This is a genomic window from Blastococcus sp. URHD0036, assembly GCF_000701365.1.
Taxonomy (GTDB): domain Bacteria; phylum Actinomycetota; class Actinomycetes; order Mycobacteriales; family Geodermatophilaceae; genus Trujillonella.
Window position 1 is genome coordinate 265,088 of the sequence record NZ_JNIK01000015.1, and the last position, 11,709, is coordinate 276,796.

Annotated in this window: 10 protein-coding genes; 2 read left to right on the forward strand and 8 right to left on the reverse strand. The window is 73.4% G+C overall.

The window, feature by feature from the left end:
- Positions 1–2: 2 nt before the first annotated feature.
- The 3 genes from N555_RS26050 to N555_RS0115550 all read right to left on the reverse strand — a co-directional run bounded on the left by N555_RS26050 (position 3) and on the right by N555_RS0115550 (position 1,718).
- Positions 3–323 (reverse strand): TfoX/Sxy family protein, encoded by a 321-nt coding sequence (locus N555_RS26050; protein ID WP_034510775.1) that lies wholly within the window; start codon positions 321–323, stop codon positions 3–5.
- 1 nt (position 324) lies between these two features.
- On the reverse strand, positions 325–768 hold the full coding sequence (locus N555_RS0115545; protein ID WP_029432416.1) for a VOC family protein: 444 nt from the start codon (positions 766–768) through the stop codon (positions 325–327).
- An 83-nt stretch (positions 769–851) separates the two neighbouring features.
- Positions 852–1,718 carry a PAC2 family protein gene (locus N555_RS0115550; RefSeq protein ID WP_029432417.1) on the reverse strand — a complete coding sequence of 289 codons (867 nt, stop codon included), beginning with the start codon at positions 1,716–1,718 and terminating at the stop codon, positions 852–854.
- A gap of 89 nt (positions 1,719–1,807) precedes the next feature.
- On the opposite strand from N555_RS0115550, the gene metH reads away from it, so the two are divergent.
- Positions 1,808–5,590, forward strand: coding sequence for a methionine synthase (gene metH, locus N555_RS0115555; protein ID WP_369794030.1), 3,783 nt, complete (start codon positions 1,808–1,810; stop codon positions 5,588–5,590).
- 9 nt (positions 5,591–5,599) lie between these two features.
- On the opposite strand, the gene N555_RS0115560 is transcribed toward metH, so the two are convergent.
- The 5 genes from N555_RS0115560 to N555_RS0115580 all read right to left on the reverse strand — a co-directional run bounded on the left by N555_RS0115560 (position 5,600) and on the right by N555_RS0115580 (position 10,673).
- Positions 5,600–6,793: an amidohydrolase family protein gene (locus tag N555_RS0115560; RefSeq protein WP_029432419.1), complete on the reverse strand. Its 1,194-nt coding sequence runs from the start codon at positions 6,791–6,793 to the stop codon at positions 5,600–5,602.
- Positions 6,794–6,798: 5 nt separating this feature from the next.
- On the reverse strand, positions 6,799–8,157 hold the full coding sequence (locus N555_RS0115565) for a M20/M25/M40 family metallo-hydrolase (protein WP_029432420.1): 1,359 nt from the start codon (positions 8,155–8,157) through the stop codon (positions 6,799–6,801).
- A 16-nt stretch (positions 8,158–8,173) separates the two neighbouring features.
- Positions 8,174–9,004 carry a class II glutamine amidotransferase gene (locus N555_RS0115570; protein ID WP_029432421.1) on the reverse strand — a complete coding sequence of 277 codons (831 nt, stop codon included), beginning with the start codon at positions 9,002–9,004 and terminating at the stop codon, positions 8,174–8,176.
- A 110-nt stretch (positions 9,005–9,114) separates the two neighbouring features.
- Positions 9,115–9,993, reverse strand: a complete 879-nt coding sequence (locus N555_RS0115575; protein WP_029432422.1) for a DUF1028 domain-containing protein — start codon at positions 9,991–9,993, stop codon at positions 9,115–9,117.
- A 65-nt stretch (positions 9,994–10,058) separates the two neighbouring features.
- Positions 10,059–10,673 carry a TetR/AcrR family transcriptional regulator gene (locus N555_RS0115580; protein ID WP_051684128.1) on the reverse strand — a complete coding sequence of 205 codons (615 nt, stop codon included), beginning with the start codon at positions 10,671–10,673 and terminating at the stop codon, positions 10,059–10,061.
- A gap of 172 nt (positions 10,674–10,845) precedes the next feature.
- On the opposite strand from N555_RS0115580, the gene N555_RS0115585 reads away from it, so the two are divergent.
- Complete coding sequence (locus N555_RS0115585; RefSeq protein ID WP_029432424.1) at positions 10,846–11,709, forward strand: amidohydrolase family protein; 864 nt, start codon at positions 10,846–10,848, stop codon at positions 11,707–11,709.

Sequence of the window (11,709 nt, forward strand, 5' to 3'; positions counted from 1 at the left end):
GGTCAGACCCGGCCGGCGGCCGCGAAGCCGACGTCGATCCAGCGGAGCAGCGCCGCATCGTCGGCGCACCCCGCCGGCGCGACGACGACGAAGCCGTCCGCCGTCCGTCCGCCCATCCGCAGCGGCGAGACGTGCGGCTCGGCCAGGGCCGCCGCGGCACCGCCCCGGCCCACCCGCACCACCAGCCCACCGGCGCTCACCCCGCACGCGAGCCGGCCGCCGACGCCGAACGACCGGCCGCCCACCATCCGCTTCTCCTCGACGTCGGGGCGGCCGGCCAGCACCCGCCGCACCCGGTCCAGCGTCTCCCCGTCGACGGCCACGTCAGCCCTCGATCACGCCGATGTGCACCGTGCCGTCGTCGTCCACCCGCAGGCCCGGGTTGTGCGCGACCTCCCAGCGGATGCCGGACGGGTCCACGACGTAGGCGTGGAAGCCGCCGAAGGCCGCCTGCTGCGGGGGCTTGACCACCCGGGCACCGGCGGCCTCGGCGGCGGCCACGATCTGCCGCACCTCGTCGGCGCTGCCGACGTTGTGCGCCAGGGTGAAGCCCCCACCGGGGACGACGTCCTCGACCGGCACCCCCATGTCGGCGGCGAGGTCGGCCGCGCCGAACAGCGCCAGCAGGAGCCCGCGGTTGACCTGGAGGAAGACCACCTCGCCGGGCACGTCGAGCGCCGGGGTCCACCCCAGGCCGTCGACGTAGAAGCGGCGGGCGGCGTCCAGGTCGGGGACGGCGACGGTCAGCAGGTCCAGGCGCGGCTCCATGCCCCCACCCTGCCCCAAGCCACCGACAGCCCAGAGAGCACTTCGCGCGCGAAAGTCCCAGGACTTTCGCGCGCGAAGTGCTGCTAGCTGGGGGAGGTGCCGCCGCGGCGACGGAGGTAGCGCTCGAACTCGCGGGCGATCGAGTCGCCGTTGGCCTGCGACAGGTCCACCTCGGTGGCCCGCTCCTCCAGGGAACGGACGTACTCGACGACCTCGTCGTCCTCCTGTGCCATCTCGTCGACGGTCTTGACCCACTCCTCGGCCTGCGCGGGGAGGGCGCCGAGCGGCACGGTCACCTCCAGCACCTCCTCCACCCGCTGCAGCAGCGCGACCGTGGCCCGCGGCGACGGGGGCTGGGACACGTAGTGCGGCACCGCGGCCCAGAAGCTGATCGCCGGCAGTCCGGCCTGCACGCAGGCGTCCTGGAAGACGCCGAGGATCCCGGTCGGGCCCTCGTAGCGGGAGGTCTCCAGGCCCCACTTCTCGGCCGACTCGGCGTCGTAGGCCGAGCCGGTCACCGGCACCGGGCGGGTGTGCGGGGTGTCGGCGAGCAGGGCCCCGAGGCCGACGACGGTCGTGGCCTCCAGCTCCTGGCACAGCTCGATGAGCTCCTCGCAGAAGCTGCGCCAGCGCATGTTGGGCTCGATGCCGCGGATGAGGACGACGTCCCGCTCGGCTCCCGGCGGGCGGGCCACCGAGACCCGGGTGGTCGGCCACTCGATCCGCCGGGCCACGCCGCCGACGAGGGAGACGGTGGGCCGGTTGACCTGGAAGTCGTAGTAGTCCTCGGGGTCCAGAGCGGCCAGCGGCGTGGCGTCCCAGATCAGCTCCAGGTGCTCCAGAGCCCCGGTGGCGGCGTCGCCGGCGTCGTTCCAGCCCTCGAAGGCCACCACCACCACGGGGTCGGTGAGCTGCGGCAGGTCCTCGGACGGGGACGTCGGGTCGATCACCCCTGGAAGCCTACGTCGCTCCGGCCCTCGGCTCGGGAAGCCGGTTGCCCCGGGATGAGACCATCGACGTCGTGCCCGAGACCCCGGACCTGCGACCGGACGCCACCGCCGAGCTCACCGCCCTCCTGCGGGAGCGGATCATGGTGCTCGACGGGGCCATGGGCACCGCGATCCAGCGCGACCGGCCCGACGAGGCCGGCTACCGCGGGGAACGCTTCGCCGACTGGCCCAGCGACCTGCAGGGCAACAACGAGCTGCTCACGCTCACCCAGCCGCAGATCATCGCGGGGATCCACCGCGAGTACCTCGAGGCCGGCGCCGACCTGATCGAGACCAACACGTTCAACGCGAACGCGGTCTCCCTGCGCGACTACGACATGTCCGGCCTGTCCTACGAGCTGAACGTCGCCGCGGCCCGGCTGGCCCGCGCCGAGGCCGACGCGATGACGGCCCGGACGCCGGACCGGCCGCGCTACGTCGCCGGCGCCATCGGCCCGGCCAACCGCACCGCGTCCATCTCGCCCGACGTGAACGACCCCGGCGCCCGGAACGTCAGCTTCGACGAGCTGGCCGAGGCCTACCTGGAGCAGGCCGACGCCCTGGTCGACGGCGGGTCCGACGTGCTGCTGATCGAGACGATCTTCGACACGCTGAACGCCAAGGCCGCGATCTTCGCGGTGGAGACGCTGTTCGAGCAGCGCGGCCGCCGCTGGCCGGTGATGATCTCGGGCACCATCACCGACGCCTCCGGGCGGACGCTGTCCGGCCAGGTCACCGAGGCGTTCTGGCACTCGGTCCGGCACGCCCGCCCCCTCACCGTCGGGCTCAACTGCGCCCTCGGCGGCCGGGAGCTGCGGCCCTATCAGGCCGAGCTCTCCCGGCTGGCCGACACCTTCGTCTCGTCCTATCCGAACGCCGGCCTGCCCAACGCGTTCGGCGAGTACGACGAGGCGCCCGAGGACACCGCCGGGATCCTCGCCGAGTTCGCCGCGAGCGGGCTGGTGAACGTCGTCGGCGGCTGCTGCGGCACCACGCCGGCGCACATCGCGGCGCTGGCGCAGGCGGTGGCCGGGGCCGCGCCGCGGGTCCCGGTGGCTCCGCGGCCGGCGCTGCGGCTGTCGGGCCTGGAGCCGCTGACCGTCGACGAGGACTCGCTGTTCGTCAACGTCGGCGAGCGGACCAACATCACCGGCTCGGCCCGCTTCCGCCGGCTGATCCGCGAGGGCGACTATGGCGCCGCCCTGGCCGTCGCCCGCCAGCAGGTCGAGGCCGGCGCGCAGGTCATCGACGTCAACATGGACGAGGGGATGATCGACGGTGTCGCGGCCATGGACCGCTTCCTGAAGCTGGTCGCCGCCGAGCCCGACATCTCCCGCGTGCCGGTGATGGTCGACTCCTCCAAGTGGCAGGTCATCGAGGCCGGCCTCAAGTGCGTGCAGGGCAAGTCGATCGTCAACTCGATCTCGCTGAAGAACGGCGAGGAGGAGTTCGTCACCCAGGCCCGGCTGTGCCGCAAGTACGGGGCCGCGGTCGTCGTCATGGCCTTCGACGAGGACGGCCAGGCCGACGACCTCGAGCGGCGCAAGGTCATCTGCCGCCGCGCCTACGACATCCTCGTCGACCAGGTCGGCTTCCCGGCCGAGGACGTCATCTTCGACCCGAACGTCTTCGCCGTGGCCACGGGCATCGAGGAGCACGCCAACTACGGCGTGGACTTCATCGAGGCCACCCGCTGGATCAAGGAGAACCTGCCCGGCGCGCTGGTCTCCGGCGGCGTCTCGAACGTCTCGTTCTCCTTCCGCGGCAACAACAAGGTCCGCGAGGCCATCCACGCGGTGTTCCTGTTCCACGCGATCCGCGCCGGCATGGACATGGGCATCGTCAACGCCGGGGCGCTCGAGGTGTACGACGAGGTCCCGGCGCTGCTGCGCGAGCGGATCGAGGACGTCGTCCTCAACCGGCGGCCCGACGCCGCCGAGCGGCTGCTCGAGATCGCCGGCGACTTCGCCGGCACCGGTGAGGTCGTCGAGGCCGCCACCGAGGAGTGGCGGTCGCTGCCGGTGGGGGAGCGGATCACCCACGCCCTGGTGAAGGGCATCGACGAGTTCGTCGAGGCCGACACCGAGGAGCTGCGCGCCGAGATCAGCGCCCGCGGCGGCCGGCCCATCGAGGTCATCGAGGGCCCGCTGATGAGCGGGATGAACGTGGTCGGCGACCTGTTCGGCGCCGGGAAGATGTTCCTGCCGCAGGTGGTCAAGTCCGCGCGGGTCATGAAGAAGGCCGTCGCGTACCTGATCCCCTACATCGAGGCGGAGAAGCAGCCCGGCGACGTCGAGCGCAGCAACGGCAAGGTCGTCATGGCCACCGTGAAGGGCGACGTCCACGACATCGGCAAGAACATCGTCGGCGTCGTGCTCCAGTGCAACAACTACGACGTCGTCGACCTGGGCGTCATGGTGCCGGCGCAGAAGATCCTCGACGCCGCCAAGGCCGAGGGCGCCGACATCATCGGGCTGTCCGGGCTGATCACCCCGTCGCTGGACGAGATGGTCAACCTGGCCGCCGAGATGGAGCGGCAGGGCTTCGACATCCCGCTGCTCATCGGCGGGGCGACGACGTCGCGGGCGCACACCGCGGTGAAGGTGGCCCCGGCGTACCACGGTCCGGTCATCTGGGTGAAGGACGCCTCGCGCTCGGTGCCGGTGGTGGCCGCGCTGCTGTCGGACGAGCAGCGGCCGGGCCTGCTGGCCGGCGTGGAGACCGACTACGCGCAGCTGCGCGAGCGGCACGCCGCCCGCCAGGACACCCGGAAGGTGCTCCCGCTGGCGGCCGCCCGCGAGGCCGCGCCGGCGCTCGACTGGTCGGCCTACGCCCCACCGCGGCCCCGCATGCTCCTGCAGCAGGCGAAGGACGTCTGCTCCGGGCCGGGCTGCGACCACCGGCACGGCCTGGCCACGCAGTTCGTGAAGAGCTTCGCCGACTACCCGCTGGCGGAGCTGCGCGAGTACATCGACTGGCAGCCGTTCTTCAACGCGTGGGAGATGCGCGGCCGGTTCCCCGACATCCTGCACAACCCGACCACCGGTGAGGCCGCGCGCCGCCTCTACGAGGACGCGCAGGCGATGCTCGACCGGATCGTCGACGAGCGGTGGCTGCGGGCCAGCGGCGTCTTCGGGCTGTTCCCGGCCAACCGGGTCGACGGCGAGGACATCGAGGTCTACACCGACGAGACCCGCAGCGCCGTCCGGACCACGCTGCACCAGCTGCGCCAGCAGACCGAGGGCCGCGACGGCTCGGCCCGCAAGTCCCTCGCCGACTTCGTCGCCCCGAAGGAGACGGGGCTGCGCGACTACGTGGGCGCCTTCGCCGTGACCGCCGGCCTCGGCTCCGCCGAGCGGGTCGCGGCGTTCAAGAAGGAGAACGACGACTACGCCGCGATCCTGCTGGAGTCGCTGGCCGACCGGCTGGCCGAGGCCTTCGCCGAGCGGCTGCACGAGCGGGTCCGCCGCGAGTTCTGGGGCTACGCCGCCGACGAGCACCTCGACAGCGGCCAGCTGATCGAGGAGAAGTACCGGGGCATCCGCCCGGCGCCGGGCTACCCGGCCTGCCCCGAGCACACCGAGAAGCGCACGATCTGGGAGCTGCTGGACGTCGAGGCGGCCACCGGTATCGAGCTGACCGAGAGCATGGCCATGTGGCCGGGCGCGGCGGTCAGCGGGCTGTACTTCGCCCACCCGGAGTCGCGCTACTTCGTCCTGGGCCGCGTGGGCCGCGACCAGGTCGAGGACTACGCGCGGCGCAAGGGCTGGACGCTCCGGGAGGCCGAGCGCTGGCTGTCGCCGAACCTGGGGTACCGCACCGACGACGAGTGATGCCGCGGGTCAGCCGCACGGCCCGGCGAGGTCGACCTCCCGGCCCCGGCAGACCACGGTGCGCAACCGGAGCAGCGCGCTGACGTCCACGGTCGCGTCGCCGTCAACCAGCAGCAGGTCGGCCTGCAGCCCGATGGCCAGGCGCCCGGTGCGGCTCCCGAGGCCGCAGGCGCGCGCGGCCCTGCCGGTCGCGGCGGTGAGCGCCGTCGCCACGGGCAGGCCGCATCCGACCAGCTCGACCACGGCGTGGGGCAGCACGCCGTGCGGCTTGCTCGGGCCGACCCCGGCGTCGGTGCCGGCGAGGAGGGCGACCCCCGCCTCGTGCAGGACGGCGGCGTTGTCCAGCTGGTGCTCGTAGGACGTCCCGACCTCCGCCATGCGGGCCGCGACGTGCGGCGGCGGGTCCATCCCCGGTAGCCGGCCGAGGGTCGGGCAGACGGGTGTCCCGTCGGCGGCCAGCCGCGCCGTGAGCTCCGGCGGCGTGCGGATCCCTCCGGCCGTCAGGCAGCTACCGTGTTCGATGCCGTCGAAGCCGGCAGCCACGCTGCGCTCGACGGCGACCAGCGGATGGGCGTGACCGGTCACCGGCAGGCCGTGCCGGTGCGCCTCGTCGGCCACTGCCCGCAGCTCCGCAGGGCTGAACTGGCAGGCCAACGGATCGGTCCCGGGGGTCAGCAGCCCGCCGCTCGTCATCACCTTGACGACGCCCGCTCCGCGGTCGACGCGCTCACGGACGGCGACGCGGAGAGCCCCCTCGCCCCGGGCCCCGCCGCCCATCGACCAGCAGTGGCCGCCGGGGGAGGTGATGGGTGGCCCGGAGCCGACGACGGTCGGGCCCCCGGCGGGGTCCCGATGGCGGTCGAGCACCGCGAAGGAGTGGTCGCCGAGGTCACGGACCCCCGTCACCCCCGCGGCGAGCTGCCGGCGCAATGCCTCCTCGATGCCCGCGTCGAGGGCCTCGGCCGAGCGACCGGCGATGGTGTCCAGCGCACGTGAACCGGCGTCGGCGCACAGGTGCACGTGGGTGTCGACCAGCCCGGGCAGCAGCGTGGTCCCCGGCACGTACCGGACCTCGACCCCGGCCGGCGCCGCGGCGGAGGCGGGGTCGACGCCGACGATCCGGTCGTCCTCCACGAGCACCAGGACGCCGCCGGGGAGGACGCGGTCGCCGTCGAAGGCGTGGTCGGCCCGGTATCCGCGCATGCCGATCAGCGTCCGGCGCGCTGCAGGGCGGCCGGGTAGTCCCGCAGGAACAGCGCCTCGGTCAGCGCCATCGCCGCGATCTCACCCGGGGCGACGCTCTCGTCGGGCGCGTGGATCAGCGATCGTGGCTCCTCGACGCCCATGAGGACCACCTCGGGGGCGGGGGAGAGGCCGGCGAAGACGGTGCACAGCGGGATCGACCCGCCCGCCCCGAGCGCCGTCATGGGCACGCCGTAGGCGTCCGTCATGGCCGCGGCCACCGCGCGGTGAGCAGCGCCGTCGACGCTTGCCCGGAACGGCGCGCCGGTGGACAGCGTCGCCACCTCCATCCGCACGCCCCAGGGAGCGGCCGACCGCAGGTGCGCCACCAGCGCCTCCTCGGCCCGGCCGGGATCGGTCCCGGGTGGGATCCGCAGGTCCAGCCGGGCAGCGGCCCGCGGGACGATCGCCGCGCTCGACCCCTGTACCGGTGGGCAGTCGATGCCCACCACCGTGATGGCCGGCCGCGCCCACAGCATCTCGGGGACGGTGCCGTCGCCGAGCAGGCCGGCGCCCTCGACCACCCCGGCGTCCCGGCGGAACTGCTCGGCCGGGTAGGCCGCGCCGGTCCAGGTCTGCGTGTTCTCCAGCCCGGGGACGGTGGTGTTGCCCCGAGCGTCGCGCAGGGTAGCCAGCACCGCGATCAGCGCGGCGAGCGCATCGGGAGCCGCGCCGCCGAAGACCCCGGAGTGCAGCGGCGCCTCCAGCGCCATCACGGTCACCACGACGCCGACCACCCCGCGCAGGCTGACCGTCACCGCCGGCTCGCCGACCGCGACGCCGCCGGTGTCGCACACCAGCACGGCGTCGGCCCGGAACTGCCCGGGGTGGGCCGCGACGTAGGCCTCCAGGCCGCCGGTGCCCTGCTCCTCGGAGCCCTCGACCACCAGCCCCAGGTGGACCGGCACGTCGTCCCCGAGGGCCCGCAGGGCGAGGAGGTGCATCAAGACGTTGCCCTTGCAGTCCGCGGCGCCGCGGCCGTACCAGCGCCCGTCGACCTCGGTCAGCCGGAACGGCGGCGTGTGCCAGGCCGACTCGTCCAGCGGTGGCTGCACGTCGTAGTGGGCGTAGAGCAGCACCGTCGGCGCATCCGGGTCGGCACAGGGACGGGTCCCCAGGACGGCGAGGCTGCCGTCGGCCGTCTCGGCCAGGCGGGCGTCGCCGAACCCGAGGGCGGCGAACCGGCCGCGCACCCACTCCGCGGCCCGGGCGCACTCCTCCGGCGGGTATGTGCGGGGATCGGCCACCGAGGGGATGGCGACGAGCTCGGCGAGCTCGTCGTGCACCCCCGGCATCAGCGTGGCGACACGCTGCCGCAGGTCCATGCCCGGTCCGGCCGGCTCAGCCGGGGACCACGGGCTCGAAGTGGTGCGTCTCCTGGTCGGCACCCCGGATGAGCGCCCACGACGCCTCCGGGACCTCGTCCCAGGCGCCCGGGAGGTCGCGCAGCGGCTCGGAGACGATGAAGCGGGTGTCGTCACCCAGCTTCTTGAGGACGTCGAGCTCGGGGTGCAGCGCCCGCACCTGCGTGACGTCGTGGGAGAAGTAGAGCGAGCTCGTGGCCTTCTCGCTGGAGTAGCGGAAGATCCAGACCCGCTCGCCGTCGGTGGTGGCGAGGGTCATGTGCACGGGGTACTCGATCCCGTGGGCACGGCCGACGTCCTCGATGAAGCCGACCGCGCGGGCGACGGCACCGGGCGGGTCCTCCTTCAGACCGAAGGTGAGGGCCAGGTAGAACAGCGCCTCGGTGTCGGTGGAGCCCTCCATGTCGGGGAACAGCGCCGGGTCGACGGCCACCAGCAGGTCGCGCCGCACCTTGTGGAAGTCCGCCAGCGACCCGTTGTGCATGAACAGCCAGTTGCCGTGGCGAAAGGGATGGCAGTTGCTGCGCTGCACCGGGGTCCCGCTGGAGGCGCGGACGTGCGCGAACAACAGGGGCGTGCGGATCCGGGGCGCGATCTCGCGCAGGTTCTCGCAGTTCCACGCCGGGTGGGTGTCCTTGAAGACCGTCGGGGCGCCATCGGCGCCGTCCGCGCCGTACCAGCCGATGCCGAAGCCGTCGCCGTTCGTGGCGAAGCCGCCGAGGTTGGCGTGCAGGCTCTGGTCGATGATCGAGTGCTCGGGCCGGTACAGCAGCATGTCCGCGAAGACGGGTTCCCCCACGTAGGCCATCCACCTGCACATCGCGGTCACGCCTCTCGGGGAGCGGGTCGGAGGAGGCGAACCAACCACCACTGCGCGGGTGGATCGTCATCCGATCCGGATGAGCGGGCCGGCGCGGGTCAGGACGGGGCCGGTGCGCCGTACCTGCTCCGCAGGTCTGCCAGCACCTCGAGATCGAGGAGCAGCCCGTCGTTGATCCGGTTGTCGTAGTTCTCGCTGCCCAGGAAGAGCGCCCACCGCCGCCGGACGTCGTCGTCCCAGCTGCCGTCGAGGGGCCCGGCGTAGACGTGCCGGGCGGTCATGAGCCGCTTCAGCTCGAGGGCCACCTCGGGCCCGATGGGCACCAGCGCGGCCGGCTCGCTCGGGAAGTAGGCGAGGCGGTGGAGGGCGGAGCAGCGGACCAGTTCGTCGATCGGGTGCGCGTGGTCGTAGACGGAGATCACGACGTGCCGGTCGTCGAGGCCGCCGTAGCCCCCGTCGCGGCGCAGCACGAGCAGGGCCGCGGCCTGCTGACCGCGGATGTCGCCCCCGGCGCGGCGGCCCGCCTCCAGGGCGGCCACCAGCCGCTCGGCGAGGGAGAGCCGCGAGTTCTCGAAGGTCGCGACCATGTCCCCGACGACGTCGGGGCCGGCGAGCCCGTTGCCGAGGGCGACGCACTGCCGGCCCGGTGCGCTCCCGGCCCAGCCGTCCCAGGTGTGCAGCTCCGCGCCGGTGTGGAAGGCAGTCTCGCCGTGCCGGTCGACGAGCGCGACCTGACGGCGGCCGGCCGAGTCGTCACCGCCGAGCAGGACGTCCAGCGCCTGCCGCGGGGAGGCGCCGCAGCGGAGCAGGGTCAGCCCGGTCGTGCCGTGCCGGGGGTTGCCGAACGCCTGGGTCGCCACCGCGCCGACCTCGGCCTCGCCGTAGGGGACGAGGCCCCCGACGCCCGGGAACCGCGACGCGACCGCGATCCCGAGGTCGCCGTTGGCCGCATCCCGGCCGAGGATCGAGTACGTCATCCCGGTCAGGGTGGTGAGCTGCCTCCGGCGGGACCTCATCCGCTCAGGGCGAGTGCCCGCCCGGCTCAGGAGGCGTTGGCTCCGGCCAGCAGCAGCCGGGCCACGCCCTCGACCCGCTCCAGCGCCTCGTCCAGGGTGGCGCGCCCGGTGACCAGGGCGGTCACGGAGTTCATCAGCACGGCCTCCAGGCCCCGGCCCACGTGCGGCACCGCCTCGGCCGGCAGCCCGACCAGCATCTGCTCCATGAGCGCGCTGCTCTGCGTGCCCATCTCGGCCAGCGTCTCCACCACGTCCGGGTCGGTCGAGGTCTGCATCAGCACCATGAGCGCGCCCATGTTCGGGTTGCGCTGGAACGACCGCAGCGCCCGCCGCAGGTAGGCCGAGACCAGCTCGCCGGTGTCGGCGCCGGGGGAGCGGCTCACCGAGCTCATGCGGGCCCAGAGGGGCTGCTGCCACTCCGCCAGGGCGGCGGCCAGCAGCTGCTCGCGGGACCGGAAGTACTTGTAGGCGGTGCCCAGCGCCACGCCGGAACGCTCGGCGACCTCGCGCATCTGCAGCGCCTGCGGGCCGACCTCGGTGACGATCTCGACGACGGCCTCGAGCAGCCGGGTCCGGCGGGCCAGCTGGCGGGCGGTCATCGCCTCGCGCGGCAGCGGCGCGGGCGCCTCGAGGGCGGTCACGGGGAGAACGGTAGCGGCCGACGGGGTGGGCGAGCCGTCCCGAGGGACGGGCCGCCCCCGGACGGGGGAGGCCCACCGCTCCTTGACGTGCTTAGAACGGTGTTCCAAAGTGAGCGGGCCGGAGGCGCGTCGCCCGGCCGATCCTGCTCCGCCACCTCTGCGAGGGAGACCCATGCCCGGCCCGACCGACCTCCCGGTCATCGACACGCTGATCGGCTTCCCGACCGAGGGGACGGCCCAGTACGACTTCATCCGCCGGCAGACCAAGGACGCCGCCTCGCAGGCCTCGCACATGCCGGCCGAGTACATGTTCAAGGACGTCCCGACCGACCTGCCGACGTCGGACCCGGTCTCGATCACCCTCGGCGAGATGGACCGCTTCGGGGTCGAGAAGGGCATGGTCCACGTCAACGGCGAGGTCGCCGCGCGCGCCGTGACCGACCACCCCGACCGGTTCATCCCGGCCGGCGTGGTGACCGACCCCAACGACGTCATGGGCACCGTGCGGGCGCTGCGCCGGGAGTACGAGGAGTACGGCATCCGGGCCACCACGGTGTTCCCGGCCGGCACCTTCCCGCAGGTGGCGATCGACGCGCCGCAGATGTACCCGGTGTACGCGACCTGCGTGGAGCTCGGCATCCCGATCTTCGTCTGTGCCGGCGTCCCCGGTCCGCGGGTGCCCTACGAGGTGCAGGAGGTCGGCCGGATCGACCGGGTCATGTTCGACTTCCCCGACCTGGTCTTCGTGACCCGCCACGGCTGCGAGCCGTGGGAGGAGCTGGCGGTCAAGCTCATGCTCAAGTGGCCGAACCTGTACTACTCGACCTCGGCGTTCTCGCCGAAGTACTACCCGAAGGCGATCGTCGACTACGCCAACAGCCGCGGCGCGGACAAGGTCATCTACGCGGGGTACTTCCCGGCGGGCATGTCCCTCGAGCGCATCTTCCGCGACCTGCCCGCGGTGCCCTTCCGCGACGAGGTCTGGCCGAAGTTCCTGTACGGCAACGCCGCCCGCGTCCTCGGCCTGGACGGCTGA

What these genes read in the sequence shown, in the direction of transcription:
- N555_RS0115565 (WP_029432420.1), bottom strand. Translation starts at nt 8,157, where the DNA reads ATGGACCTGCGGCAGCGTGTCGCCACGCTGATGCCGGGGGTGCACGAC.
- N555_RS0115585 (WP_029432424.1), top strand. Translation starts at nt 10,846, where the DNA reads ATGCCCGGCCCGACCGACCTCCCGGTCATCGACACGCTGATCGGCTTC.
- N555_RS0115545 (WP_029432416.1), bottom strand. Translation starts at nt 768, where the DNA reads ATGGAGCCGCGCCTGGACCTGCTGACCGTCGCCGTCCCCGACCTGGAC.
- N555_RS0115575 (WP_029432422.1), bottom strand. Translation starts at nt 9,993, where the DNA reads ATGACGTACTCGATCCTCGGCCGGGATGCGGCCAACGGCGACCTCGGG.
- N555_RS0115570 (WP_029432421.1), bottom strand. Translation starts at nt 9,004, where the DNA reads ATGGCCTACGTGGGGGAACCCGTCTTCGCGGACATGCTGCTGTACCGG.
- N555_RS0115560 (WP_029432419.1), bottom strand. Translation starts at nt 6,793, where the DNA reads ATGCGCGGATACCGGGCCGACCACGCCTTCGACGGCGACCGCGTCCTC.